Genomic DNA, 26572 nt, shown 5'->3' on the forward strand with positions numbered 1-26572 from the left:
GTGGGCGCAGCGGTACCCGGCCACGCCGGGCTGCGCACCCAACCGACCCCGGCACCAACGCGGCTCAGCCCCTCACACCCCGCAGGGCCATGGACACCGCGGCATCGGCGATCGACCCCGGATCTTCGGCGGCCCCCAGCTCGATCCGTCGCACCGCCGCGTCCACGACCCCCTGCAACAACATCGCCGCCAGCCGAGGCTGCTCATGCCCCAGCTCACCCAGCGCCTCGACGATCATCGCGACCAGCCCGCCATGGGCCGCCCGGATCTTCTCCCGGGCCCCGGCGTCCAGCTCACTCGCCGAGATCGCCACCACGGCCCGATGCCGCCGGTCCCCCACCAGCTCCAGCTGCTGCCGGACATACGCCTCGACCTTGGCCTCGGCCGTATCCGCCCGCGCCATCGCCGCCGACACGTCCGCCGCCCAGACGGGAAAGTCGACCTCGCACAGCTCCTCGACCACGGCCGCCCGTGACCGGAAGTACTCGTAGACGGACGAGCGCGCGAGCCCCGTCCGCTCGGCGAGGGCCGGGAAGGTCAGCGCCTCCGTACCGCCCTCGGACAACAAGGAACGAGCCGCGTCCAGCAGGGCGGCTCGCTGCATCGACCGGTGCTCGGCCACGGAGGCCGCTCGAATCCTTGGCACGTCAACCACTCTACGGACGCGCCAGGCCGGGCGGGAGAGGCTCCCGCCGTCCCGCCGTCTTCCGGCCAGGTCAGCGGCCGAAGCTCGCCAGTTTCGCTCTCAGCTGGAGCACCGACTTGGTGTGGATCTGGCTGACCCGGCTCTCGGTCACGCCCAGCACGTTCCCGATCTCGGCCAGGGTGAGCCCTTCGTAGTAGTACAGCGTGACCACGGTCTTCTCCCGCTCGGGCAGCGTGTTGATCGCCCGCGCGAGGAACCTGCGGAGCTCCCGGTCCTCGGCGACCTCCACGGGGTTGTCGGCGGCGGTGTCCTCCAGCGTGTCCATGACGCTCAGCCCGTCGCCGCCCTCGCCCCCGCCGTGCAGCAGCTCTTCCAGGGCCACCACGTTGGCCAGCGACAACTGGCTGAACACCGCGTGGAGTTCCTCCACCGCGATGCCCAGCTCGCCGGCCACCTCGCCCTCCGTCGGCGTCCGCCGCAGTCGCGCCTCCAGCGTGGCGTAGGCGCGCTCCACGTTGCGCGCCTTCTGCCGGACCGACCGGGGGATCCAGTCCAGAGCCCGCAGCTCGTCGATCATCGCGCCCCGGATCCGGGTGATCGCGTACGTCTCGAACTTGATCTCGCGGTCGATGTCGAACTTCTCGATCGCGTCGATCAGCCCGAACACCCCGGACGAGACGAAGTCCGCCTGCTCGACGTTGGACGGCAGGCCCACACTGACGCGGCCGGCGACGTACTTCACGAGTGGCGAGTAGTGCAGGATCAGCTGCTCCCGCAGCCGCTCGTCCCCCGTCGCCTTGTACGACCGCCACAGCTCGTCGAGTGTCGAGGGAGCGGGCGGCCGCACGCTGCCACCGTCACGGGCGGCTGGGGGGATCGCCGCCCGGTCGGGCCCGGAGGTGTGCTGGGGCATTCGTCGCCTTGTGCCGTTCTGCTGCGGAGTGGTGCTGCTGGGGTGGGCTGTCTGTCTGATGTCGAGTTGCCTGTCCGTGTCGGGATCCTCGTGAGCGTAGCGTGACTGCGGTGTCGCGGTGTGCGAAGGACGGAGGTCAAGGCGGACGCAGATACGTTCCGAATGGCGTCCCACCGGGTCGGCGAGCTCCTTCCGTGTGATCACCTGAGAACCCCAACTGGGGGAATTTCCAAGGGATGTCGGGGTTCCCCCGGACGGCCGAACGGGCGCGGTCAGCATGGTCCGGGACCACCGCGGACCGACATCACCGCCTGGCGTGTCAACTTCCAGCCGTCGCCGTGTCGTTCGACGTAACCGAGTGCTCGGAGTTCGTACAGTCTGGCGATCGCGTCGTCCTGTGTCGTCTGTGCACGGCGCGCGATCTCGTCCGGCCGGGCCGCCCGGCCGCCCGGCAGCGCGGCGAGCACCTGCCGGCTGGCCGGTTCCAGCAGGTCCCGGGGCAGGACCGGGCCGCGACGGTCGGGGGCCAGCTGTCCGATGTCGCCGACCAGTTCGACGATGTCCGCGGCGTCGGTGACCAGGGCCGCCTCTCCGCGCAGCAGCTCGTGCACCCCGGCGGACAGCCCGCTGGTGGCCGGTCCCGGTACGCCCATGGTGTGCCTGCCGAGGCGCTGTGCCGCCCGTGCCGTGACCAGGGAGCCGCTGCGGTGGGCGGCCTCGACGACCACGGTGCCGCGGGTGAGCGCCGCGATCACCCGGTTCCGCAGGATGAACCGGCTCGCTGTCGGGTGATCACCGGGCGGCAACTCACCGATCACCAGTCCCTGTTCTGCGATTCTGCCGATCAGCCGGGTGTGTCCGCGCGGGTAGGGGCGGTCGACGCCGCAGGCGAGGACGGCGACGGTGGCGCCGCCCGCGCCAAGGGCGCCGCGGTGGGCGGCGCCGTCGACTCCGTAGGCGCCGCCGGACACCACGACCCAGCCCTGCTCGGCCAGACCGGCGGCGAGGGTGCCCGCCATGTGCGCCCCGTACTCGGTGCAGGCGCGGGCGCCGACGACGGCCACCGATCTCAGCGCCCACATCCGCAGACCGGCCCGCCCCCGCACCCACAGCCCCAGCGGCCGGGCATCCCCGAGGTCGTCGAGCTGCCCCGGCCACTCCGAGTCCCCCGGTCCGACGAACCGCACGCCGGCCTCCCGGGCGACGGCGAGGTCCTCACGCGGCCGAGCCGCCTCGGCCCTGGCCAGCAGGCCCTTCCACCGTTTCCCGCTCACCCCGGCCAGGGGCCGCCCGCCCTCCGCCAGCCGCCGGGCCAGGGCCCGCGCCCCGAGCTCCCGCACCCACCGCCCACCGACCTCGTCGCCGGGCTCGATGACACGGGTGAGAAGGACCCGGGCGAGCAGTTCCTCGTCCGGTTCGCCGGCGACGCTCATGTCAGCGCTCCGATGGCCATGGGGACACCCCTCGGGACACCGGTGCGCAACTGGAGGGCGAGGGCGACGTCCGTCGCGTCGGGCCGGTCGTGGCCGACGAGATCGGCGACGGTCCAGGCCACGCGCAGGACGCGATCGAGGCCGCGGGCGCTCAGGACGCCCCGCTCCAGGTTCCGCTCGGCCTCGTCCATCGCCCCTGACGCGGCGTACCAGCGGCTGCGCAGCTCGCGCCCCGGTACCTCGCTGTTCGTTCGCCACGGAGTGCCGGCGAGGCGCTCGGTGGCCCGCTCCCGGGCCGCCCTTACCCGGTCGGCGACCGTCGCGGTGGACTCGCCCCGCGCGCCGGAGGCGGTCAGCTCGGTGCGGGTGACGCGGTCCACCTCGACGCGCAGGTCGACCCGGTCGAGCAGCGGGCCGGAGAGCCTTGCCTGATAGCGGCGGATCGCCGAGGGCGGGCACTCGCACAGGTCGTCACGCTGCGAGAACCGGCCGCACGGACACGGGTTGGCCGCGAGCACCATCAGGAACTTCGCCGGGAAACGCACCACTCCCGCACTGCGCGCGATGACGACATGCCCCGCCTCCAGCGGCTGGCGCAGTGCGTCCAGGGCATGGCTGCTGAACTCGGGGGTCTCGTCCAGGAAGAGGACACCCCGGTGGGACAGCGACACCGCGCCGGGCCGCGCGATGCCCGGGCCGCCGCCGACGAGTGCCTGCATGGTGGCCGAGTGGTGCGGGGCGCAGTAGGGGGCGACGTCGATCAGAGGCTTGCCCGGGGGCAGCAGGCCCGCCACCGAGTGGACCGCGGTGACCTCCAGCGACTCCTGCCGCCCGAGCCGGGGCAGGATGGCGGGCAGCCGCTCCGCGAGCATCGTCTTGCCGGCGCCGGGAGGCCCTTCCAGGAACAGGTGGTGTCCGCCCGCCGCGGCCACCTCCACCGCGGTGCGCGCCGAGGTCTGCCCGACGACGTCCGCCAGGTCGTGGCCGGGCTCGTTCTGGGCCGCGCCGACGCTGTGCATGCCCGTGGCGGCGCCCGTGCCCGGCATGCGCAGGCCGGCGAGGAGCGGGTCCGGGCGGCCCTGCTCGTCCGGATCCTCGTCGGGCACGGGTTCGTCGGCCAGGACGGCGATCAGCTGGCGCAGGCTCCGGACGCCCAGCACGGAGACCCCGGGCACCAGGGACGCCTCGGCGGCGGCACACTCCGGCACCACCACCTGCTCATACCCGGCATCCGCCGCCGCCAGCACCGCCGGCAACACTCCCCGCACCGGCCGCACCCGCCCGTCCAGCCCCAGTTCCCCGATCATCACGATGTCGGCGAGGACCCGGGGGTCGATGCGCTCGGAGGCGCCGAGGACCGCCGCGGCGACGGCCAGGTCGAAGCCGCTGCCGCTCTTGGGAACGGAGGCCGGGCTCAGGCCGACCGTGAGTTTCTTCTGGGGCCAGGCCGCGCCCGAGTTGACGACCGCGGCCCGCACTCGGTCCCGGCTCTCCGTCAGGCTCTTGTCGGGCAGTCCCACCAGCGTGAACGCCGCGACACCCGGCTCCAGGTCGGCCTGGACCTCGACGACCACACCCTCGACGCCCACCAGCGCCACCGAACACGTACGGGCGAATGCCATCAGGCCACCCCCCGCACGTGCTCGACCACTGCCGCGCCGCGGGCCGGCAGCAGCACCCCGACCACGTCGATGCGGACCCCGCCGGGCGGTGCGCCCCCGTGCGTCTGGATCCACCGCTCGGCGAGGTTCCGCAGCCGCTCCGCCTTCTGCGGGGTCACGGCGGCCATCGGATGCTCGAAGGGACCCTCCCTGCGGGTCTTCACCTCGCAGACGACCAGGACGTCCCCGTCCCTGGCCACGATGTCGATCTCACCGGTCCGGCCCGAGCGCCAGTTGCGCTCCAGGACCATCAGTCCGGTCTCCGCCAGCCGCCGGGCCGCCAGAGTCTCTCCGTACCTGCCCATCGCACTGCGTGCGTTCATGTCGGCACCACCTCCGGTGCCAACGATCACGCACCCGTCCCCACGAAGTGGATCTTGGTGTACAGCTCAGCGGCTGTGGAAAACCCCGTCACCCTCCTGGGCGAACGTCACCCGCTCGGCAGCTCGAGATCGCTCTTGTTCAGCTCTTCGATGTTCACGTCCTTGAACGTGAGGACCCGGACCTGCTTCACGAAGCGCGCCGGCCGGTACATGTCCCACACCCAGGCATCCGCCATGGACACCTCGAAGAACACCTCACCCTGGACCGAATGCACCTGCATCTCGTAGTCGTTGGTCAGGTAGAAGCGCCGCTCGGTCTCGATCACGTATTTGAACAGACCGACGACATCGCGGTACTCCCGGTAGAGCTTCAGCTCCATCTCGGTCTCGTACTTCTCGAGGTCCTCGGCGCTCATGGCATGTTCCCCTTCAGCCGTGCGATCCCACCATTGTGCGCCAGTCCCGTGCGCCCCTAGACGATTTCCGGGTCAAGGATCACGGGCCTGGCCGGGGGACCTTCGTCGAGCAGCGTGCGCAGCAGCCCGGCGAGTCTCGTCGGATACACCGTCTCATGTGCCCGGCAAACTTCCGGACACGTCCACCAGCGCGCTCCGGCGACACTGCGCCGCTCCAGCTCGGTCAGCCCCGCGGCCTCGACCGCCGTACGGTCCGTACGAGCCAGGAAGTACCACTCGTCCTGGTCCCAGCGGCGGCCCGCGAACGGGAAGGAGCACATCCGCCGCCACAGCACCGGGCCCAGCTCGACCTCGGTGATGCCCGTCTCCTCGGCGAGTTCCCGCAGGGCGGCCTCTTCACGGGTCTCGTCGCCCTCCACACCGCCGCCGGGGGTGAACCACCAGTCGTCGGCCGGATCGTCCGGCTCGTGCCCGTGCAGCAGCAGGATGCGGTCCTGCGGGTCGAGCAGCACGACCCGGGCGACCTTGCGAAGCCCGCCCTCGTAGGTGTCCTGGCCCGCCCTCACGGCCTCAGCGGACACCTGCGGGCTCCGCGCTCGCCCGCCGGGCCCGGGCCGCGCCCGCGCGCTTGGCGACGGGGCCGTAGGCACCCCCGCCCAGGACGAGCACGGCGCCGGCGATCACCAGGGCGGTGATCGTCCGCAACGGCCCGGGCGAGGACAGGGCGCCGAGGGCCTCGAAGCCTGTGGGGCGTGCCAGCATGCCGTTCATGGGCCAGACGACGGCGTCCACACGCGCGTCCACGGCGCCGCGTGCCACCGTGCCGCTGGCGGCGTCGGTCAGGTGGGCGGTGGAGTCCACGGAGCTGCCGCGCTCGTCGCCGAGCAGGAACAGGCGCCCCTTGGGGACGGTCACGGTCGGGAAGCCGGTGATCTCCGCCGGTGTGCCCTCGGCCAGGTACGGCTCGTCGATCTTCTTGCCGTTGACCTTCAGCTTGCCGTCCTGGCAGCAGGAGACCGTGTCACCGCCGACGGCCACCACGCGCTTGACCATCGGCGCGTCGCCCCAGGTGGCGTCCTTGAACACGACGACATCACCGCGGCGCACATCAGCACCGTCGACGCGCTGCGCCAGCACCCGGTCGCCGGCGTTGATCGTCGGCGTCATCGAGCCGGTGGGCACGGTGTACGGCAGGTAGACCATCGCTCCCCAGGCGAAACCCCCCAGGAACAGCACAAGGCCCAGTGCGACGGCCAGCCCGGACAACCGCTGTCCGGTCCGGCTGCCCACCGGGCCCGAGCCTGTGCCACCGCTGCGCGGGGCCGTGTGCGTCATGCTCTCGCCACCCATGGGTCCGCACCCTACCCGGGGGTACCGACCGGGGTCAGCCCACCGTCGGGATCACTGCTTCCTGCGGCGCCACAGCACCACCGGCACCACACCCAGCAGCGCCGCCCCCTGCGGCGCCACCGTCAGACCGGCCGCAGCCGACTGGGCGCCCAGACCGGCCTGGTCGAAGGTATCCGGCACCGGCAGGTTGTCCCAGCGGTTGATCGGCCAGGCGACGACGATGGCCCGGCCCACGACGTCCTTCACCGGGACCATGCCGTTGTGCTTGTCCGACTGGTTGTAGCGGGAGTCCCGGGAGTTCTGCCGGTGGTCGCCCATGACCCAGATGTAGCCCTCGGGGACCTTTACCTTGAATTGACCGCCCTGGTCGTCGACGCTGCACGGCGTGTTGCCGGGGTAGACGTACGACCCCTCGTCCAGCGCCTTGCCGTTGACCGTCAGCGGGCCCGTTCCCTTGCACTCGACCGTGTCGCCGCCGACGCCGACGACCCGCTTGATGAGGTCCTTCTCCTCCGCGGACGGCATGAGACCGATCCAGCTGAGGAACGTCTGGAAGGCGTTCGGATCCACCACCGGCTCGCCCGCCAGCCAGTTGTCGGGGTCGTGGAAGACGACGACCTCGCCACGCTCGGGCTCGGAGCCGAACCAGGGGGTCAGCTTGTCGACCAGGACGCGGTCGCCCTGCTGGAGGGTGTTCTGCATCGAGTCGGAGGGGATGGAGAACGCCTGTACCAGGAAGGTCTTGATCAGCAGCGCGAGCACCAGCGCGATGCCGATCAGGATGGGCAGCTCCTTCCAGAAGGAGCGTGGCTTCTTCGGCGTCCGGGCCGGGCCGCCCGGTCCCTCGCCCTCGGCTGTGCTGTACTCGCCTGTCACCCTGTCATCCTCGGCTGCCCCGGAGTCACTCCCGGGGGTCACGGCGCTGTCCGCGGCCGGGACGGCGGATTCCGCGGGGCGTCCGCGGTGCTCCTCGCCGTCGTTTCCGGACCGTGCGCCAACCGCCACATCCCCCACGCCAACTCCTCACTCTGTGCCGCCGCCTGCCCCATACACGACGCAGGCCCACCACTCCCATAACGAGCGGGAGTTCCGCAGGGGTCGGGAGCTGGATCGTTCCGTTCGAATCGTAGGAGGCAACCCTATGCGACAGGTCGGGAGCAGCGGTCGACCCGGGGGCCGAGTCGGACACGGAGGCGTAGGTGTTCGGTTCCTCCAGGGTGGTCCAGTGCCCGAAGGGCCAGGCGATGACCATGGCGCGGCCCACGACCTCTTCCTCGGAGACCGTGCCGCCGTAGTCGGTGTCCTGGTGGGCGCGGGAGTCCGCGGAGTTGTTCCGGTGGTCGCCCATCACCCACAGCCGGCCCGGGGGGACCGTGATGTCGAACGGCGTGTCGGACGGGGCGTTGCCGGGGTACAGGTAGTCCTCGTTCAGCGGGATGCCGTTGACGGTCACGCGTCCTTGCGCGTCGCAACACTTGACGCGGTCTCCGCCGACGCCGACGACCCGCTTGATGAGGTCCTTCTCGTTGTCGGACGGCAGCAGGCCGATGAAGGTGAGCCCTTCCTTGACCTGCTTGATGACGATGGGGTCGTCCTTCGGAAGGGTGGTCTGCTCGTCCTGGAGCCAGCCACCGGGGTCCTTGAACACGACGACGTCCCCGCGCTGCGGCTTGGAGCCGAACCACGGGGTGAGCTTGTCGACCAGCACGCGGTCGCCGATCTGGATCGTCTGTTCCATGGAGCCGGACGGGATGACGAACGCCTGGACGAGGAACGTCTTCAGTACGAGCGCTATGAGGACGGCGACGCCGACGAGGAGGGGTATCTCCTTGACGGCACCGCGCCTGCGGCGCCGCTTGACCTTCTTCTGGAGCTTGCGCCGCTCGGCGCGCGTACGGCCGCCGGACGGGCTGGCGGCGCGCCGGGCGCCGGTGGGCAGCAGGTTGTCCGCGGGACTGGCGGGGACGCCGCGCGGTTTGCCGCGGTTACCCATGGGCGCCCGCCCTTCCGGGGGCGGGGGCCGGCACGCGCGCGTAGGCGTCCGGGCGGTGCAGCCGGGTGGCGTGGCCGAAGGGCCAGACGATCCAGTCTGCGCGGCCGATCACCTCGTCGACCGGGACCATGCCGCCGCCCGGTGAGCCGAGGTGGTCGCGGGAGTCGCTGGAGTCGCCGCGGTGGTCACCGAGGACGAACAGGGTGCCGACGGGGACGGCGACGTCGAAGGGCACCGTGGAGGGACTGTCGCCGGGGTACAGGAAGCCCGACTCGTCGACCGGCCGGCCGTTCACCTGGATCCTCCCCTCCTTGTCGCAGCACACGACGTGGTCTCCGCCCACGCCGACAACGCGTTTGATGTAGTCCGCGTGCCCGAAGTACCCGGTCCCGTCGAACACGACGATGTCTCCCCGCCGCGGCTCGGCACCGAAACGGTACGCCAACTTATTTACGAGAACCCGGTCCCCGATCCTCAATCCCTGTTCCATGGATCCGCTGGGGATCTGGAACGGCCGCAGCACGAACGTGCTGAGCAGCAGCAGGAAGAGCAGGCAGGCCAGCAGCGTCAGAGTGATCCGGCCGCCCGGGACCCATTCGGTGACACGCGACAACGCGAAACGCGACCGTTCCTCCGGCCCTCCAGGATCCGAGGTGTCCTCGGAGTCGGAAGGGCGGGAGGAGCGGTCGCGCTCCGTCGGCTGAGCTTCGGTGTCCATCGGAGCCAGATGCTATCCGGCCCCGACGCGAACCCCGGAGAGCGCTCAGTTCTCGCGCTTCTCCTTGATCTTCGCGGCCTTGCCGCGCAGCTCGCGCAGGTAGTACAGCTTGGCGCGGCGGACGGCACCCTTGGTGACGAGCTCGATCTTCTCCACGATCGGGGTGTGCACCGGGAAGGTGCGCTCGACGCCGACGGAGAAGGAGACCTTGCGGACCGTGAACGTCTCGCGGACGCCGGAGCCCTGGCGGCGGATCACGACGCCCTTGAACTGCTGCACACGGGAGCGGTTGCCCTCGATGACGCGGACGTGCACGTTGACCGTGTCGCCCGGGCGGAAGGCAGGGACGTCGCTGCGCAGCGACGCGGAGTCGACGGTGTCGAGCAGGTGAGACATTTCGTCTGCTTTCTTCGCTGATGCCACAGGTCATCAACGGAAACTAGGTGTTTCGGATCAGGGTTGTGCGGGTCGGAGCGGGCGTCGTCTCCCCCTGTGGCAGGGGCGCGCGCCGGACGGACGCACAACAGCTGGCTATTCTTCCACGCCGTCGGTCCTGCGCCAAAATCGGCCGTACGGCTCCCCCTCGGGGTCCGGTTCCCAGCCCAGGATGGACAGCATCTCGCGGTCCTTCTTGTCGAAGGCCTTGGGGTCGCACCGCTCGATGAGGTCGGGCCGGTGGGCCGTGGTGCGCTTCAGGGCCTCGTCCCGCCGCCAGCGGGCGATCTTCCCGTGGTGGCCGCTGAGCAGCACGTCGGGGATGTCCCGGCCGCGCCACTCGGGCGGCTTGGTGTACACGGGACCCTCCAGCAGGCTCGCCATGGCGCCGGGCGCGAAGGAGTCGTCCCGGTGGGACTCGGCGTTGCCCAGGACGCCGGGCAGCAGCCGCGCCACGGCCTCCGTGACGACGAGGACGGCCGCCTCGCCGCCGGCCAGGACGTAGTCGCCGATGGACACCTCGTACACCGGCATCCGCGTCGCGTACTCGTCGACGACCCGGCGGTCGATGCCCTCGTAGCGGGCCGGCGTGAAGATCAGCCAGGGGCGCTCGGAGAGGTGGACGGCGAGCTCCTGGGTGAAGGGGCGGCCGCTGGGCGTGGGCACGATGAGGGCCGGCGCGTGGGAGCCGGTCTCGTAGCCGTCGGCCAGGACGGAGTCCAGCGCCTCTCCCCAAGGCTCGGTCTTCATGACCATGCCGGGGCCGCCGCCGTAGGGCGTGTCATCGACGGTGTTGTGACGGTCGTAGGTCCAGGACCGCAGGTCGTGGACGTGTACGTTCAGCTGTCCACGCGCGCGTGCCTTGCCCACGAGGGAGACGTTCAGCGGTTCCAGGTACTCGGGGAAGATCGTGACGACATCGAGGCGCATTACGACTCTTCCCGGCCGGAGACGTCTTCCCGGCTGGAGGCGATCTCGGCGCGGTCGTCGATCAGACCCGGCGGCGGGGTGATGACGGCCTTCTGCTCCTCGAGGTCGATCTCGGCGACGATCTCCTCGACGAAGGGGATCATCACCTCGCTGCCGTCGGGGCGTTCCACGATGAACAGGTCCTGGGTGGGCAGGTGCGAGATCTCCGTGATCCGGCCGACCTCGGTGCCGTCCGCGGTGACCACGTCGAGGTCGATGAGCTGGTGGTCGTAGTACTCGTCCTCGCCCTCGGGCAGTTCCTCCGGGTCGACCTCGGCGATCAGGAGGGTGTTGCGCAGGGCCTCGGCGCCGGTGCGGTCGCTGACACCCTCGAAGCGCAGCAGGAGACGGCCGCTGTGGACGCGGCCCGTCTCGATGGTGAGCGGTCCCGCAGAAGCGGGATCGGTGGCGAGTACGGCACCGGGGGCGAGCCTCAGTTCCGGCTCGTCGGTCCGTACCTCGACGGTGACCTCGCCCTTGATGCCATGGGCACGGCCGATCCGTGCGACTACCAGCTGCACGTGTCCAGTCTCCTGTCATACGACTGCGGGCCGGGGACGGCCCTCAGGCCTTCCCCGGCCCGAGCCGGTTGCGATAAGCGTCAGCGGACGTGGTCCACGTCGACGAGGTCGACGCGGACACCGCGACCGCCGATGGCGCCCACGACGGTACGCAGGGCGCGTGCGGTGCGGCCGTTGCGGCCGATCACCTTGCCGAGGTCGTCCGGGTGGACCCGGACCTCGAGCACCCGCCCACGGCGCAGGTTGCGCGAGGCGACCTGCACATCGTCAGGGTTGTCGACGATGCCCTTCACGAGGTGCTCGAGAGCCTCCTCGAGCATGCTCAGGCCTCGGTCGAAGCGGACTCGGCAGAAGCCTCGTCCTTCTTCTCAGCCTTCTTCTTCTGGGTGATCGCCTCACCCTTGCCCTCGTCGTCACCGCCGAGAGCCTCGAACGACGGACGCGCGGCCTTCTCGGGCTGCGTCAGCAGCGGAGCCGGGGCGGGCTCGCCCTTGAACTTCTGCCAGTCGCCGGTCTTCTTGAGGATGGCCATCACGGGCTCGGTCGGCTGCGCGCCGACACCGAGCCAGTACGCCACACGCTCGGCGTCGACCTCGATCACCGACGGGTTGTACGTCGGGTGGTACTTGCCGATCTCCTCGATCGCACGACCGTCACGACGGGTACGGGAGTCGGCGACGACGATGCGGTAGTGAGGCGAACGGATCTTGCCCAGACGCTTCAGCTTGATCTTGACTGCCACGGGAGTGGGTTCTCCTGGATTTGACGTGGTTGGGCACGGCGAGATGGCCGCGTGGGGTTGCGGTACCCGAGTGCCCGATGGACGCGTCAGCCGGAGGAGAGAGGGGTCCTGTGCGGCTGTCGAGTACAGCTAGCCATTGTGCCACACCCTGCCGGGCAGCTCTGACCGAGGGGTTCGCTGCCGTGCGGGCATGCTGAGCGGGCACCCGGCGTGGAGGTGAGGTACGTCGGGTGCCTGCCCGGCAGCGGCGAGTGCTGTCCCGACCGGCAGCCACGAGATGCCGGTTGTGGACGTCAGCCGGCCACCGCCCCCGCTCCCACGACGTCCGGGATCCGGAACTGCTTGCCGCAGCCGCCGCAGACGATGGGCGCCTGGGCGAGGACCGACGGCACGACGCGTACGTTGCGGCCGCAGTCGCAGACCGCCTTGACGCGAACGCCGCCGCCGGAGGAGCCGTGCCGGGCGGCCGGGCCCCGGAAGGTGCGGGAGGTGTCGGATGAGGTCGCGGCCGTGTGGGCCTTCAGGGCGCGCTGGAGGCGCTCCATCGTCGGGCGGTAACGGCGCTTCGCCTCCGGGGTGAGCGTGACCAGGGAGAAACCGCTGCTGGGGTGCGGTTCCTCGGGGTGGTCCAGGCCCAGCTCCTCGGCGATCGCGAGGAATCTGCGGTTGTGGTAGCGGCCGGCACGGGAGGTGTCGCGGACGCCGCGGGCGGCGGCGATGCCATGGACTGCCTCATGGAGCAGTCGCTCGAAGGAGAGCTCGTGACCGCACGCGGACGACGACTCCCCGATCAGGGACTCTGGCGCGGCAAGGTCGGGCAGCTCGGGGTGGTACCGCTGAATGTCGGCCCACGCCTGTGCCAGCTCTGCGGCGAGAACAGGTGGTGTCTGTGTCGTGCTCACGTAATGACAACGAGCCGGGGTGCCCCAGTGTTCCGATTCCGGGGCATCCCAAATAATTTGCACGTACCCGTCAGTTGCCTCTGATGCGTCCGGACGAGGGCGGGTGCGCTGATCTGTGGAGAAGCCTCACAGCTCACCACAAGGTGGTGCGTAGTCCCGCGTACGCCCACCCGTCTCCCGCCACCACCCTCGACCGAGGCCCTTCGGGCCGCCCTCTCGATCGGCGCGTAGTCCATGTCCGCGCGCCGGAGAAGCAGGGATCCGCGTGTGCGCAAGAGGCGTTTCGGTCGCCTTGCGCCCCACTCGGTCGGCGCGTGCGCGGCTCAGTAAGCGCGTGCGACGACCGCGACGTTACCGGGTGCGTCGTCGGCGTCCGGCACCGACCCGTCCTCGGCGACCAGACAACGTACGGTCACCGCGTGGTCGGCCAGCTTGGCCTCGCCCTCCTCGCCGAGCACCGCCCACGGGATGCGCGCCCAGCCGCCCGCGCCGGCCACCTCGACGGCCTCGTCGATCGTCGCGACCTCGGTGGTACGGGACTCGCGGCGCTCCCGGGACTGCTTCAGCAGCAGCGTCTGGTCTTCTTCGAGGACCTTCGGCAGCAGCGACACCAGGGTGTCCAGGGAGACCGGCTCCTTGCCGCCCGGGATGCGGCGGGCCAGCATCGCGGTGCCGTTCTCCAGGTCGCGCGGGCCGATCTCGATGCGGGCCGGCACACCCTTGAGCTCCCAGTCGACGGCACGGCGGCCGAAGGGGGTGTCGGTGCGGTCGTCGACGTGGACACGGATCCCGGCCTCCTTCAGCCGGTCGCCGATCTCGCGGACCTTGGCCAGAACCGCCTCGTCGCCCTTGATCGCGAGCACCACGGCCTGGATCTGCGCCAGCCTCGGCGGGACGCGCAGGCCGTTGTCGTCGCCGTGCATCATCACCAGGGCGCCGATCATGCGGGTGGTGGAACCCCAGGAGGTCTGCCAGACCAGCTCCTGCCGGCCGTCCTTCGACAGGTACTGCGTGTTGAAGGCCTTGGCGAAGTTCTGGCCCAGCTCGTGGCTGGTGGCCATCTGGAGAGCCTTGCCGTCGCCCATCATGCCTTCGAGCGTGAGGGTGTTGATCGCGCCGGCGAACCGCTCCTTGACGGTCTTGCGGCCGGGGACGACGTCCATCGCGAGGACGTTCACCATGAAGTCCTCGTAGACCCGCCGGTGGATGTGCGCGGCGAAATCGCGCGCCTCCTCGTACGTGGCGTGCGCGGTGTGGCCCTCCTGCCAGAGGAACTCGGTGGTCCGCAGGAAGAGGCGGGGCCGCAGCTCCCAGCGCACGACGTTCGCCCACTGGTTGATGAGCAGCGGCAGATCGCGGTAGCTCTGCACCCACTTCGAGAAGTAGTCGTTGATGATCATCTCGGAGGTGGGGCGGACGACCGCCGGCTCCTCCAGCTCCTTGCCGCCGCCGTGCGTGACGACCGCGAGCTCCGGCGCGAAGCCCTCGACGTGGTCCGCCTCGCGGGTGAGGTACGACTGCGGGATCAGGAGCGGGAAGTACGCGTTCTGGGTGCCGGTCTCCTTGATGCGGGCGTCCATCTCGGCCTGCATCCGCTCCCACAGCCCGTACCCGTACGGTCGGATGACCATGGTGCCGCGCACCGGCCCGTTGTCGGCGAGCTCCGCCTTGGTGATCAAGTCCTGGTACCAGCGCGGGAAGTCGTCCGCCTGGGGGGTGAGTACGGGTGCCTTGGCCATGGCGAGATGGTACGGGTCCGCGTTGCCGGAATGTGAAATCTCGCCATAGGCACATGACAACTCATAACCGGGTCGCATTCCACTGGACGACAGGTCGAGGGGGGAGTTTCCTGGCATACGGGGGTAGTGCGAGCGCACTGTCACGGGGGCCATGGAATCGGGCAAGAGGCAACTCTCGGCGGATTGGGGCGCTTACTTATGACACCTACGCTCGTGCGGCAGCACCTGCCTCACGCGGGGGCCGCACCCCGCGTGGACCTGCGTGCACGCGCGCGTGACTGGTCCGAGATCCAGGAGCGGATGCTCGTACCGCTCTACGAGGCCGTCTACGAGCGACTGGACGTGGGTCCCGCGACGCGGCTGCTCGGCCTCGGCTGCGGTTCCGGACTCGCCTTGCTGATGGCCGCCGCCCGGGGAGCGGCGGTCACCGGTATCGACGCTTCCCCCGAGAGAATGGCCCTCGCACGGCAGCGGTTGCTGCCCGAGGCGGGGGCCACGCGCGCGCGTGCGGGCGCCCGGCTGGTCGACGGCTCGCCCCGGGACACCAAGGAGCCGGGAGCTCCCGCGTACACCCTGGTGACCGCCTTCGAGCCGATCGGGTGCCTCGCGGGCGACTCGGAGGGGCTGGGCGGACTGCTCGCGGAGGCGACGCCGCTGGCGAGGCGCGGAGCGGCCGTGGTGCTGGCCGGCTGGGGCCCGCCGGAGCGGTGCGCCACGACGTCCGTGCTGCGGGTCGCCACCAAGCTGGCGGAGCCGCTGCGCAGCACGGGCAGCTGGCGCCCCGCCCTCCGCGACGACCTGGAGGACGTCGCCCAGCGGGCCGGTCTCAAGCCGGACGGGTCCGGGCGGGTGGCGTGCCCCTTCGGGTACGCCGATGTGGACAGCGCGGTGCGCGGGCTCAAGTCGACGGGGTTGTTCGACGCGGCGATCACGGCGACGGACCAGGTGCAGGTGGACAAGGAGCTGACCGAGGCTCTGCATCCGCACCAGCGGCAGGACGGGACGGTGTGGATGCCGAACGTGTTCCGGTATCTGATCGCCCGCACACCCTGACGGAACAGATCTTCAGTGCAGGTGTGAATGGTGTGAAGAAAGCACCATGGGGTCCTTCGGGTTTCACCAGTTGGATCATGAACGCTTAATGTGATCCACCGCTCGGGGGACCTACACATCTGCATACAGGAGCTGTTTTGCCGCACCACAAGACCGCGCTGCGTCTCGTCGCGCCCGTCGCCGTTCTCGCTCTGGCCCTCACCGCTTGCGGTGGCGGCGGCGACAAGGTCGACGCGAAGAGCCCGGACACCGAGAAGGCCAAGGTCTTCCCGTCGCCGAAGCCGGCTTCCGGTGGCGAGCTGGGGACCGGCGAGAGCGCTACGGGCAAGGTCGCGGAGGACCCGGGAGCGGTCACCTACGACATCGTGGCGCAGAAGGTCGACGTGGGCACCGAGTCGGAGGCCGCCAAGGCCGTGTCGGAGCCGGACAAGGTCAAGGGCATGGTGCTGGCCGTCGCCCACGTGAAGTACACGCACAAGAGCGGGCCCGCCCTCACCGACGGCTCGGACGTGCACGACGGCACCACGGTCTCCGCCGACGGGCGGCGCGGCAGCGTCCTCATCGGCGCGTCCGAGGACACGGCGGGCTGCGAGGACCCGTACGACGTCGAGAGCTGGAAGCAGGGCGAGAGCCACGTCTTCTGCGAGACGTACGTGATCCCGGCGAACGCCAAGAGCGTCGAGGTCCACTGGTCCGAGGAGGACGGCGAGCCCTACATCTGGAAGTTCCCGAACTCCTGACCGGCGAGCCGGCGACGAACCACTGAGGGCGCCCCCTTTCGAAGGGGAGCGCCCTCAGTGCCGTTCAGGAACCCCGTGCCGCACGGGAACGGGTGGTCAGCCGACGGACTTCTTGAATCAGCCCATGAACTTCTTGAACTCATCGGGGAGTTCGAAGTCCTTGCCGCCCTGCTGCGGCAGCCCGAAGGCGTTGCCGCCCTCGGCGGCGGCCGCGCGGCGGGCGGCCTCCTCCTGCTCCTGCTGCTTGCGCTTCATCGGGTTGCCGGAGCGCTGCTTGCCCTTGGCCTGCTTCTGCTTCTTCTTCGCCCGGCCGGGACCGCCGCCCATGCCCGGCATGCCGGGCATCCCGGGCATGCCGCCGCCCTGGGCCATGCGGGACATCATCTTGCGGGCCTCGAAGAACCGCTCGACCAGGTTCTTCACCGCGCTGACCTCGACACCGGAACCCCGCGCGATACGGGCGCGCCGCGAGCCGTTGATGATCGTCGGGTCCTGGCGCTCGACCGGGGTCATCGACTTGATGATCGCGGCCGTGCGGTCGACGTCCCGCTCGTCGAGGTTGTTGATCTGGTCCTTCATCTGGCCCATGCCCGGAAGCATGCCGAGCAGCTTGGAGATGGAGCCCATCTTCCTGACCTGCTCCATCTGGGCCAGGAAGTCGTCGAGGGTGAAGTCCTGGCCCTTCTTGGAGGCCAGCTTCTCGGCCATCTTCTGGGCTTCGGCCTGGTCGAAGGTCTTCTCCGCCTGCTCGATCAGGGTGAGCAGGTCACCCATGTCGAGGATGCGGGAGGCCATCCGGTCCGGGTGGAAGGCGTCGAAGTCGTCGAGCTTCTCGCCGTTCGACGCGAACATGATCGGCTTGCCGGTGATCTGCCGGATCGACAGGGCCGCACCACCGCGGGCGTCACCGTCGAGCTTGGAGAGCACCACGCCGTCGAAGCCGACGCCGTCGCGGAAGGCCTCGGCGGTGTTGACGGCGTCCTGACCGATCATCGCGTCGACGACGAACAGGATCTCGTCGGGGCTGACCGCGTCCCGGATGTCCGCGGCCTGCTGCATCATCTCCTGGTCGATGCCCAGGCGGCCGGCGGTGTCCACGATGACGATGTCGTGGACCTTGGACCTGGCGTGCTCGATGGAGTCCTTGGCGACCTTGACCGGGTCACCGACGCCGTTGCCCGGCTCGGGCGCGTAGACGGCGACACCGGCGCGCTCGGCGACGACGCTGAGCTGGTTCACGGCGTTCGGGCGCTGAAGGTCACAGGCGACCAGCAGCGGCGAGTGGCCCTGCTCCTTCAGCCAGCGGCCGAGCTTGCCCGCGAGGGTGGTCTTACCGGCACCCTGCAGACCCGCCAGCATGATCACGGTGGGCGGCTGCTTGGCGAAGCGCAGGCGCCGGGTCTCGCCACCGAGGATGGTGACCAGTTCCTCGTTGACGATCTTGAGGACCTGCTGGGCCGGGTTCAGTGCCCTGCTGACCTCGGCGCCGAGCGCGCGCTCCTTGACGTTCTTGATGAACGTACGGACGACCGGCAGCGCCACATCCGCCTCGAGGAGCGCGATCCGGATCTCGCGCGCCGTGGCGTCGATGTCCGCCTCGGAGAGCCGTCCCTTGCCGCGCAGGTTCTTGAAGGTCGCTGAGAGGCGATCGGAAAGAGTATCGAACACGGCGCTCGCGGTCCTCGGGGTCGGAGACAGACTGGGGAATCGCCCTCCAGGGTATCCCGGCGTGACAAGTCGCCGGGCCGCCCTCACCCACGCAGCGTCTCCTCCAGCTTCCGCGCCACCGACTCGGCCTCGTCACCGGGCAGCGGCGCGCCCTCGGGGCCGGTGACGTAGAAGGCGTCCACGGCGTTGGCGCCCAGCGTCGAGACGTGCGCGCTGCGCATCTGTACGCTCGCGTCCTCCAGGGCGCGGCCGATGCGGAACAGCAGGCCCGGGGCGTCCTGGGAGCGGACCTCGATCACGGTGGCCAGCCGGGAGGCGGCCGGGTGGACCGACACCCGGGGCGGCGGGGCCACCACGCCCCGGCGGCGCGGATAGGCCGCGTCCCGTTCGGCGAGGCGGCCGGCGATGTCCAGGGAGCCGTCCAGCGCCCGCACGAGGTCGGCGCGGAGGCGGGCGGCCTGCGGCAGGGAGCCGTACTCGGCGGCGACCCGCCAGTCCAGTAGCAGGACGGTGCCGTCGACACCGTCCGGGAGGGTCAGGGACCGCAGTTCCGCCGTTCGCACGGTCAGCCGGTGCATGGCGAGGACACCCGCCACCGCGGGCAGTACACCCGGCTGTTCGGGCACGGCGATGAGCAGTTCCACGCCGAGCGGCTCGGGGTCGCCGGAGGGCTCCTGCCCGGCGGGCGGCTCGGTCTGAGCCCGCAGGGAGAGGACCGGGCTGCCCGTCGCGACCGCCTCGATGGCGAGCCGCTCCTGCTCGGTGGTCGGCGCGGCATCCTCGGGATCGGCCGGGACGTCCCCGGCGAGCACCGCCGAGACCCGCTCGACCAGGTCGGCGACGAGCGAACCGCGCCAGGACGACCAGGCGGCCGGGCCGGTGGCCAGGGCGTCGGCCTCGGTGAGCGCGTGCAGCAGTTCCAGGGTGCCCTGGGAGCCGACGGCCTCGGCGACCGAGCGCACGGTGGCCGGGTCCTCCAGGTCACGCCGGGTGGCGGTCTCGACGAGGAGCAGGTGATGGCGTACGAGGGTGGCGACGACGGCCACGTCGTGGCGGTCGAAGCCGATGCGGGCGGCCACGTCCTTGGCGATGATCTCACCGGCCACCGAGTGGTCGCCTGGCCAGCCCTTGCCGATGTCGTGCAGCAGCGCGGCGACCAGCAGCAGGTCGGGGCGGCTGACGCGGCGGGTGAACTCGGAGGCGCGTACGGCGGTCTCGATGAGGTGCCGGTCGACGGTCCAGATGTGCACGGCGTTGCGCTGCGGGCGGCAGCGCACCCGCTCCCAGTCCGGCAGCAGCCGCGTGATCAGCCCCTCGGCCTCCAGCGCCTCCCAGACCTCGATGGTCGGGCGGCCGGAGCCGAGCAGGGTGACGAGCTGCTCGCGTGCCTCGGCGGGCCAGGGCGTGGGCAGCGGGCGCACGGTGGCCGCCATGCGCCGTACGGCGTGCAGGGAGAGCGGGAGTCCGGCCTGAGCGGCGGCGGCCGCGGCGCGCAGCGGCAGTACGGGGTCGCGCTCGGGGCGTGCGGCACGGGCGAGCACCACCTCGCCGTCCTGCTCCACGACGCCTTCGGCCAGCGGAGATCGCTCGGCGGTCGGCTTCCCGCCGCCCAACATGGCGCGCAGCCTGGGCCGCACGGCGCGCGATCGCAGCACGCGCCCCACCTCGCGCCAGGTGACGTCACTGGCGTACGAGACCAGCCGCGCCGCCTCGTACACCTGCCGCAGCAGCGTGTCCGCGTCGAGCAGACCGAGCTCGGCGGCCACCTGGTCCTGCTCCTGGAGGGCCAGGCGGTCGGTCGCCCTCCCGGTGGCCAGGTGCAGTGCGTCCCGTACGTCGAGGAGCCGGCGCCGGGCGTCGGCGAGGCCCTCGCGCGGGGCGTCGGCGAGCCAGGAGGCGGCGACGGCACGCAGGGCGGTGGCGTCGCGCAGCCCGCCGCGGGCCTCCTTCAGGTCGGGTTCCAGGAGGTACTGCAACTCGCCCTGGCGCTCGGCGCGTTCCGCGCACAGCTCCTGGAGTTCGGGGAGGCGTTTGGGCGCCTGGTTGCGCCAGTCGGCCAGCACGGCCGTACGCAGCCCGGCCGTGAGGCCGAGGTCACCGGCGAGGTGCCGGGCGTCCAGCAGGCCGAGCTGCACCTTGAGGTCCTCGCCGGCGGTCTTGCGGGCCTCGGCGGGCGTCCGGACGGAGTGGTCGAGGGCCAGGCCCAGGTCCCACACCGGGTACCAGAGCCGGTCGGCGAGGGCGGCGACCGCCTTGCTGTCGCTGCCGTCGTGCAGCAGGAGCAGGTCGAGGTCGCTGCGCGGGGAGAGTTCGCCGCGTCCGTAGCCGCCGACGGCGACCAGGGAGGCCCCGCGCAGCCCTTCCGCGCCCGCGGTGAACAGCCCGGTGAGCCAGTCGTCCGTCAGTTCGGCCAGGGCCGCACGGCGCGGCGGCCCGGACCGCGCCTCCTCGGTGAGGAGACGCAGCCGGGCCGCCGCGTAGCCGCTGGGTCCTGAGTCCTCTGCTTCCTTCTGCACGTCCGTACCCGTCACCCAGCGACTCCTGTTCTGTTTGCCTGCCTCAGAGCGCGTCGGGGCCGCGCTCGCCGGTCCGGACCCGTACAGCCGTGTCGACCGGGATGGACCAGACCTTGCCGTCACCGATCTTGCCGGTGCGGGCCGCCTTGACGACGACATCGATCAGCTGCTCGGCGTCGTCGTCCTCGACCAGGACCTCGATGCGGATCTTGGGGACCAGGTCGACGGTGTACTCGGCGCCGCGGTAGACCTCGGTGTGGCCCCGCTGCCGACCGTAGCCGCTGGCCTCGGTGACCGTCAGGCCGTGCACGCCGAAGGCCTGGAGGGCTTCCTTGATCTCGTCGAGCCGGTGCGGCTTCACGACGGCGGTGATGAGCTTCATGCGTCCACCTTCTTGCTCTCGGCTCCGGCCACGGCGGCCGCGACGGCGGCGGTCTTGGCGGCACCGCCACCGGCGCCGCTGAAGTCGTATGCGGTCTCGGCGTGCTCGGACTGGTCGATGCCGGCGATCTCGTCGTCCTCGGGGACCCGCATGCCGATGGTCTTGTCGAGGATGAAGGCGAGGAGCGCCGAGACGATCAGCGAGTAGACGAGCACACCGCCGACACCGGCGAGCTGCTTCCACAGCTGGTCGAACCTGTGGTCGCCGTAGAACACGCCCGTGGCCTCGGACTGGCCCGTACCACTGGCGAAGAAGCCGATCAGGATGGAGCCGACCACACCACCGACGAGGTGGACGCCCACGACGTCGAGCGAGTCGTCGTAGCCGAACTTGTACTTCAGGCCGACGGCCATGGCGCACAGGACACCGGCGATGGCACCGACGGCGATCGCGCCCATCGGGGTGACCGAACCACCGGCCGGGGTGATGGCGACCAGACCCGCGACCGCACCGGAGGCGGCGCCCAGCGTGGTGAACGCGCCGTGGCGGATCTTCTCGTAGGCCAGCCAGGCCAGCATGGCGGCGGCGGTGGCGATCTGCGTGTTGACGAACATCAGGGAGCCGACGCCGTCGTCGTTGCCGAGCCACGAGCCGGCGTTGAAGCCGAACCAGCCGAACCACAGCAGACCGGCGCCGAGCATGACCAGCGGGAGGCTGTGCGGACGCATCGGGTCCCGCTTGAAGCCGACCCGCTTGCCGATGACCAGGATCACGCCGAGCGCCGCGGCACCCGCGTTGATGTGGACCGCGGTACCACCGGCGAAGTCGATCACGCCCATGTCGAAGGCCCAGCCGCCCTCACCCCACACCCAGTGGGCGACGGGGAAGTAGACGATCGTGGCCCACAGCGCGATGAACAGCGCCCAGGCGGAGAACTTCACACGGTCCGCGAGCGCACCGCTGATCAGGGCGGGCGTGATGATCGCGAACATCAGCTGGAAGACCATGAAGGCCAGGAGCGGGATGTTGTACGAACCCCACAGCTCGCCCTTGTCGACACCAGTGAGGCCGAGCCAGTCGGAGTTCCAGCCGATGATGTGGCCGGTGTCGGTGCCGAACGCCATGGAGAAGCCGTACAGCACCCACAGGATGGTGACGATCCCGAGGCTGATGAAGCTCATCATCAGCATGTTCAGGGTGCTCTTGACGCGGACCATGCCTCCGTAGAAGAAGGCCAGGCCCGGGGTCATGAGCATCACCAGGGCGGAACAGATGAGCATGAACCCTGTGTTGGCGGCAGACAGCTTGGGTGCTTCTGCGGCAAGGGTGATGGCTGGTGCCATCGGCGTCTCCTCGTCGTTGGTACGGCCCCGTGCGGGCGAAGCCTCGAGCGGAATGAGGGGTGGGCCGGTTATGCGCCACGAGATTGGCGCAGCGCGGTTTCGGTGGAAGCCCCTCGTTGTTTCGCCGCCGTGACGAAGGCACTCCGTGTGTTACGCCTCGATGAACTGCCGGATAGTGGGCGCGTCGATCGTTATCGTGACGCAATCTTCCGCACGGAAGCGGGTCCGGCCGCGGTTGGCCTTCCGATGACCTGGCACGGGGGAGCCGAGTCGGGCAGTTCGGGAGGGCCGGCCGCGGCCGGGGTTCAGGGGTGGCGGATTCCGGAGAGCGGGGCTCAGACCGCCTCGGCCGTCTCGGGCAGCTCGGCGGCCAGCCGCTCGGTGAGGTCGACGACCTCGCCGAGGTCACCGAAGTCGCGTGCGGCCGTGTCGACCGTCTTTCGGATACGAGTGTTGACCCGCTCGGAGCGGACCTTCTTGGCGACCTGCATGGCCTGGGAGGCGCAGACCGTGCACTGCTCGGGCTCACGCTGGAGGAGGTTCACCGTGGCCATGCCGATCAGGTTCAGCGCGTACGAACGCTGGTGCTCGCCGTCCTCGGCGAAGAGCTCCACGGCCCGCTTCATCAGGGGCTCGGCCAGCGAGGCGTACGTGGGGCTGCGGCCGGCGACATAGGCCAGGTCGCGGTACGAGTGCGAGTTCTCGCCGTACAGCTCGGCCTCGGAGAAGAAGCGGATCCAGTCGGGGTCGGGCTCGTCCCACTCGTCGGCCTCGGTGAAGGTGTCCTCGGCCATCCTGACTGCCCGCTTGCACTTGCCGGGCTGGCCCATGTTGGCGTAGGCGCGGGCCTCCATCGCATACAGCATCGACTGGGTGCGCGGGCTCGCGCAGTCCCGGCTGCCGTACTGCGCGAGGTGGATCAGCTCCAGCGCGTCGTCGGGCCGGCCGAGGTGGATCATCTGCCGGCTCATGCTGGACAGCACGTACGAACCGAGGGGCCGGTCACCGGCCTCCTTCGCGGCGTGCAGCGCGAGGACGAAGTACTTCTGCGCGGTCGGCTGAAGCCCGACGTCGTACGACATCCAGCCGGCCAGCTCGGCGAGTTCGGCGGCGACCTTGAACAGGCGCCGAGTGGTGGCCTCGGGCTGGGGCTCCTGGAGCAGGTCCGTCACCTCGTGCAGCTGCCCGACGACCGCCTTGCGGCGCAGGCCGCCGCCGCACTGGGCGTCCCACTGCCGGAACATCACGGTCGTGGACTCCAGCAGGTCCAGCTCGGGCTTGGAGAGCCGGCCGCGGGCCCGCCCGGACTGGCCGGCCGCGGGCTCGGGCTCCGACCGCGGGGCCGGGGGCGAGGGGACGAGCCAGCGCTGCATGGGCTCGATGAGGGCCGGGCCCGCAGACAGGACCAGCGAGCTCCCGAGGAAGCCGCGCCGCGCCAGCATCAGGTCGCTGCGCGAGAACTCGCTGAGCAGGGCCACGGTCTGCGGGCCCGTCCAGGGCAGGTCGACGCCGGTCGCGGAGGGGGACTGGCGCGCGGTGCGCAGCCCCAGGTCCTCGACGGAGACGACGACGCCGAAGCGCTCCGAGAACAGCTCGGACAGGATCCTGGGGATCGGTTCGCGGGGGTTCTCACCGTCGAGCCAGCGGCGCACGCGCGAGGTGTCCGTGGAGATGTGGTTGGCGCCCAGCTGGCGTGCCCTGCGGTTGACCTGGCGGGCCAGCTCGCCCTTGGACCAGCCGCTGCGCACGAACCAGGAAGTGAGCAGCTCGTTCGGGCGCTTGTCAGCGTGCGTCGCGTTTACAGCGTTCGTCCCGCTTCCGCCGTTGCCGCTCACTGGAACGCCCCCATCCCTGAGACCACTTGTCGCCGAGTGCGCCAAGCCCTATCAGAATGCCGGTTCGTACGGCCGTCCGTCCGGTCCTTGCCACCCTTCGAACGGAATACCGACTTGCCTCCGGCATACCCACAAGTGCATGTGCCCCCAGGACTCGTGCACACAAAGTAATCCTACGATCACCCGTCCCACCACGGCTCACACGGAAACGCCACCATTCGCCACCCCAACGAATGAACTCGCGTACGCGTCACCGCGATTCACTTGACACAGGACACCCAGGAGCGGGTGCAGCGGTGCACTCAGGGGCGCGTGTCGCCAGGCACGCCACCCTGGGCACTTCCGGGCGCCGAGTGAACTGATCGCCGCCGGGAAGGCGGGAACAGAGAGTCACGTCTCGCGTCCGCTGCGTGACTACCGGTGGGTCGGACCCGTTGGAGGGGGCATGGGCTTCACGATCGGCATCAGCCGGGGCATGCGCGACATCCGATCCGGCTCACGCCGCCGCGGCCGCATGTCGGACGGCACCGCCGTGGCCGAGTACACCGGCCTGTGGGGCTGGGACGTGGTGCCGGGCGCCCGGGCCGCGGCGGGAGCCTGCTCCTGCGGCCGCCGTGACTGCCCGGCGCCGGGCGCGCATCCGCTGGACTTCGCGCCGGTGATCCCCGCCGGGGCGACGCTGGACGAGGTGACCGAGACCTGGGGCGAGTTCCCCGGCGCCTCGGTGATGCTGCCGGTGGGCCGGGCGTTCGACATCATCGAGGTGGCGGAACCCGCCGGCTGCCGCGCGCTGGCGCGGCTGGAGCGCATGGGCCTGCCCGTCGGCCCGGTCGCGGTGACCCCGGACGGCCGCGCCCACTTCTTCGTCGCCCCCGGCGCCGCCGCCGACCTGTCCGGCCTCCTCTACCGCATGGGCTGGGACGACCCGGCCGCCCTCGACCTGCACGGCCTCGGCGCCGGCGGGCACATCACGGCACCGCCCTCCGACCGCGGCGGTCTCGGCCCGGTGCGCTGGCTGCGCTCCCCCGCCCTGGACTCGGCATCCAGGCCACCGGAGGCCCGCCTGGTACTGGGCACGCTGGCGTATGTGGCGCACCGGTCACGGGCCTAGGACAGCGCCACACCTCGAAGCGCCCGACCCCGACTGCACCTCGGGGGCGGGCGCTTCCCTGCTGTATACGGACGTCAGGAGCCCACGCTCCGATGCTGTCCGCAGCTCACTCTCCGATAAGGGCGTCAACGAACGCCTCCGGCTCGAACGGCGCCAGGTCGTCCGCGCCCTCGCCGAGCCCGACCAGCTTGACCGGAACGCCCAGCTCGCGCTGGACCGCGACCACGATGCCGCCCTTGGCGGTGCCGTCCAGCTTGGTGAGGACGATGCCGGTGATGTCGACGACCTCGGCGAAGACCCTGGCCTGGACCAGGCCGTTCTGGCCGGTGGTGGCGTCGAGCACGAGCAGCACCTCGTCGACCGGGGCGTGCTTCTCCACGACCCGCTTGACCTTGCCGAGCTCGTCCATCAGGCCGGTCTTGGTGTGCAGACGGCCGGCGGTGTCGATGAGCACGACGTTCGCGCCCATCTCCTTGCCCTCCTTGACCGCGTCGAAGGCGACGGAGGCCGGGTCGCCGCCCTCCGGTCCGCGCACGGTGTAGGCCCCGACGCGCTCACCCCAGGTCTGGAGCTGGTCGGCGGCGGCGGCCCGGAAGGTGTCGGCGGCGCCGAGGACGACGCTCTGGCCGTCGGCCACCAGGACACGGGCGAGCTTGCCGGTGGTGGTGGTCTTGCCGGTGCCGTTGACGCCGACGACCAACACGATGCCCGGCTTGCGGTCCTCCGGCTCGGTCTTGACCGTGCGGTCCATGTCCCGGCCGACCAGCGTGATCAGTTCCTCACGCAGCAGGGTGCGCAGTTCCTCGGGGGTGCGGGTGCCGAGGACCTTCACACGCTCGCGCAGGCGCTCGACCAGTTCCTGGGTGGGCTGCACGCCGACGTCGGCGGTGAGCAGAGTGTCCTCGATCTCCTCCCAGGTGTCCTCGTCGAGGTGCTCGCGCGACAGCAGGGTCAGCAAGCCCTGACCGAGAGCGTTCTGCGAGCGGGAGAGCCGGGCCCGGAGCCGGACCAGGCGGCCGGCGGTGGGCTCCGGGATCTCGATCTCGGGAGCCTCGGTGGGCGGCTCCTCGACGACGACCGGAGCCGAGCCGTCCGGGAGATCCACCTCCTCTATCGTGCGCCGCGGTTCCTCCCGCGGCGTCTCGGCCTCGTCGCCGACGTGC

At 70.8% G+C, this 26572-nt stretch carries 27 protein-coding genes; 3 read left to right on the forward strand and 24 right to left on the reverse strand.

Annotated elements, in window-relative coordinates; genetic code table 11:
• Positions 1-64: 64 nt before the first annotated feature.
• The 18 genes from AOQ53_RS29515 to proS all read right to left on the reverse strand — a co-directional run bounded on the left by AOQ53_RS29515 (position 65) and on the right by proS (position 14761).
• The gene (locus AOQ53_RS29515; protein WP_059421877.1) at positions 65-622 is read right to left on the reverse strand and encodes a TetR/AcrR family transcriptional regulator; all 558 of its coding nucleotides are present in this window, start codon (positions 620-622) and stop codon (positions 65-67) included.
• A 94-nt stretch (positions 623-716) separates the two neighbouring features.
• Positions 717-1559, reverse strand: a complete 843-nt coding sequence (gene whiG, locus AOQ53_RS29520; protein ID WP_059421880.1) for an RNA polymerase sigma factor WhiG — start codon at positions 1557-1559, stop codon at positions 717-719.
• Between the two features lie 272 nt (positions 1560-1831).
• Positions 1832-2992, reverse strand: a complete 1161-nt coding sequence (gene dprA / locus AOQ53_RS29525; protein WP_059421881.1) for a DNA-processing protein DprA — start codon at positions 2990-2992, stop codon at positions 1832-1834.
• Positions 2989-4614 carry a YifB family Mg chelatase-like AAA ATPase gene (locus tag AOQ53_RS29530; RefSeq protein ID WP_059421883.1) on the reverse strand — a complete coding sequence of 542 codons (1626 nt, stop codon included), beginning with the start codon at positions 4612-4614 and terminating at the stop codon, positions 2989-2991. The genes dprA and AOQ53_RS29530 overlap by 4 nt, the downstream gene beginning before the upstream one ends.
• Positions 4614-5006, reverse strand: coding sequence for a YraN family protein (locus tag AOQ53_RS29535; protein ID WP_078945569.1), 393 nt, complete (start codon positions 5004-5006; stop codon positions 4614-4616). Before AOQ53_RS29535 ends, AOQ53_RS29530 begins: the two co-directional genes overlap by 1 nt.
• A 77-nt stretch (positions 5007-5083) precedes the next feature.
• On the reverse strand, positions 5084-5392 hold the full coding sequence (locus AOQ53_RS29540) for a DUF2469 domain-containing protein (RefSeq protein WP_003993268.1): 309 nt from the start codon (positions 5390-5392) through the stop codon (positions 5084-5086).
• 56 nt (positions 5393-5448) lie between these two features.
• Entirely contained in the window at positions 5449-5973 is a 525-nt protein-coding gene (locus AOQ53_RS29545) for an NUDIX hydrolase (protein ID WP_059421885.1), read from the reverse strand.
• On the reverse strand, positions 5963-6742 hold the full coding sequence (lepB, locus tag AOQ53_RS29550) for a signal peptidase I (RefSeq protein ID WP_059421886.1): 780 nt from the start codon (positions 6740-6742) through the stop codon (positions 5963-5965). Before lepB (AOQ53_RS29550) ends, AOQ53_RS29545 begins: the two co-directional genes overlap by 11 nt.
• A 51-nt stretch (positions 6743-6793) precedes the next feature.
• Positions 6794-7756 (reverse strand): signal peptidase I, encoded by a 963-nt coding sequence (gene lepB, locus AOQ53_RS29555; RefSeq protein ID WP_059421887.1) that lies wholly within the window; start codon positions 7754-7756, stop codon positions 6794-6796.
• Positions 7644-8735 carry a signal peptidase I gene (gene lepB / locus AOQ53_RS29560; protein WP_059421889.1) on the reverse strand — a complete coding sequence of 364 codons (1092 nt, stop codon included), beginning with the start codon at positions 8733-8735 and terminating at the stop codon, positions 7644-7646. The genes lepB (AOQ53_RS29555) and lepB (AOQ53_RS29560) overlap by 113 nt, the downstream gene beginning before the upstream one ends.
• Positions 8728-9453, reverse strand: coding sequence for a signal peptidase I (gene lepB / locus AOQ53_RS29565; RefSeq protein WP_059421890.1), 726 nt, complete (start codon positions 9451-9453; stop codon positions 8728-8730). Before lepB (AOQ53_RS29565) ends, lepB (AOQ53_RS29560) begins: the two co-directional genes overlap by 8 nt.
• A gap of 45 nt (positions 9454-9498) precedes the next feature.
• Complete coding sequence (rplS, locus tag AOQ53_RS29570) at positions 9499-9849, reverse strand: 50S ribosomal protein L19 (protein ID WP_059421892.1); 351 nt, start codon at positions 9847-9849, stop codon at positions 9499-9501.
• Between the two features lie 135 nt (positions 9850-9984).
• Positions 9985-10818: a tRNA (guanosine(37)-N1)-methyltransferase TrmD gene (gene trmD, locus AOQ53_RS29575; RefSeq protein ID WP_020270728.1), complete on the reverse strand. Its 834-nt coding sequence runs from the start codon at positions 10816-10818 to the stop codon at positions 9985-9987.
• Positions 10818-11378 (reverse strand): ribosome maturation factor RimM, encoded by a 561-nt coding sequence (rimM, locus tag AOQ53_RS29580; protein ID WP_059421894.1) that lies wholly within the window; start codon positions 11376-11378, stop codon positions 10818-10820. The genes trmD and rimM overlap by 1 nt, the downstream gene beginning before the upstream one ends.
• 80 nt (positions 11379-11458) lie before the next feature.
• Positions 11459-11698 (reverse strand): RNA-binding protein, encoded by a 240-nt coding sequence (locus tag AOQ53_RS29585; RefSeq protein WP_003973401.1) that lies wholly within the window; start codon positions 11696-11698, stop codon positions 11459-11461.
• Positions 11699-11700: 2 nt separating this feature from the next.
• A complete protein-coding gene (gene rpsP / locus AOQ53_RS29590; RefSeq protein ID WP_059421895.1) occupies positions 11701-12120 on the reverse strand; it encodes a 30S ribosomal protein S16 in 420 nt (139 codons plus the stop codon).
• Between the two features lie 293 nt (positions 12121-12413).
• Entirely contained in the window at positions 12414-13022 is a 609-nt protein-coding gene (locus tag AOQ53_RS29595; RefSeq protein WP_059421897.1) for a hypothetical protein, read from the reverse strand.
• Positions 13023-13345: 323 nt separating this feature from the next.
• Positions 13346-14761, reverse strand: a complete 1416-nt coding sequence (gene proS / locus AOQ53_RS29600; protein WP_059421898.1) for a proline--tRNA ligase — start codon at positions 14759-14761, stop codon at positions 13346-13348.
• Positions 14762-14959: 198 nt separating this feature from the next.
• Between proS and AOQ53_RS29605 the strand changes: the two genes are divergently transcribed.
• Positions 14960-15814, forward strand: coding sequence for a methyltransferase domain-containing protein (locus tag AOQ53_RS29605; RefSeq protein WP_059421900.1), 855 nt, complete (start codon positions 14960-14962; stop codon positions 15812-15814).
• Positions 15815-15951: 137 nt separating this feature from the next.
• Entirely contained in the window at positions 15952-16554 is a 603-nt protein-coding gene (locus AOQ53_RS29610) for a hypothetical protein (protein ID WP_059421904.1), read from the forward strand.
• Between the two features lie 117 nt (positions 16555-16671).
• On the opposite strand, the gene ffh is transcribed toward AOQ53_RS29610, so the two are convergent.
• The 5 genes from ffh to nsdA form a co-directional block, all read right to left on the reverse strand.
• Positions 16672-18222, reverse strand: a complete 1551-nt coding sequence (gene ffh, locus AOQ53_RS29615; RefSeq protein WP_059421906.1) for a signal recognition particle protein — start codon at positions 18220-18222, stop codon at positions 16672-16674.
• Between the two features lie 83 nt (positions 18223-18305).
• Positions 18306-20753, reverse strand: coding sequence for a [protein-PII] uridylyltransferase (locus AOQ53_RS29620; RefSeq protein WP_059421908.1), 2448 nt, complete (start codon positions 20751-20753; stop codon positions 18306-18308).
• Between the two features lie 28 nt (positions 20754-20781).
• Entirely contained in the window at positions 20782-21120 is a 339-nt protein-coding gene (locus AOQ53_RS29625; RefSeq protein WP_003993253.1) for a P-II family nitrogen regulator, read from the reverse strand.
• The gene (locus AOQ53_RS29630; RefSeq protein ID WP_059421910.1) at positions 21117-22463 is read right to left on the reverse strand and encodes an ammonium transporter; all 1347 of its coding nucleotides are present in this window, start codon (positions 22461-22463) and stop codon (positions 21117-21119) included. The genes AOQ53_RS29625 and AOQ53_RS29630 overlap by 4 nt, the downstream gene beginning before the upstream one ends.
• A gap of 335 nt (positions 22464-22798) precedes the next feature.
• Positions 22799-24298: a transcriptional repressor NsdA gene (nsdA, locus tag AOQ53_RS29635; protein WP_059421912.1), complete on the reverse strand. Its 1500-nt coding sequence runs from the start codon at positions 24296-24298 to the stop codon at positions 22799-22801.
• A gap of 445 nt (positions 24299-24743) precedes the next feature.
• Between nsdA and AOQ53_RS29640 the strand changes: the two genes are divergently transcribed.
• Complete coding sequence (locus AOQ53_RS29640; RefSeq protein WP_059421914.1) at positions 24744-25409, forward strand: bifunctional DNA primase/polymerase; 666 nt, start codon at positions 24744-24746, stop codon at positions 25407-25409.
• 106 nt (positions 25410-25515) lie between these two features.
• Here AOQ53_RS29640 and ftsY read toward each other — a convergent pair.
• Positions 25516-26572: signal recognition particle-docking protein FtsY (ftsY, locus tag AOQ53_RS29645; RefSeq protein WP_236711860.1), on the reverse strand; the 1057-nt coding region annotated here is incomplete at its 5' end.

The organism is Streptomyces azureus, from assembly GCF_001270025.1.
GTDB classification, from domain to species: domain Bacteria; phylum Actinomycetota; class Actinomycetes; order Streptomycetales; family Streptomycetaceae; genus Streptomyces; species Streptomyces azureus.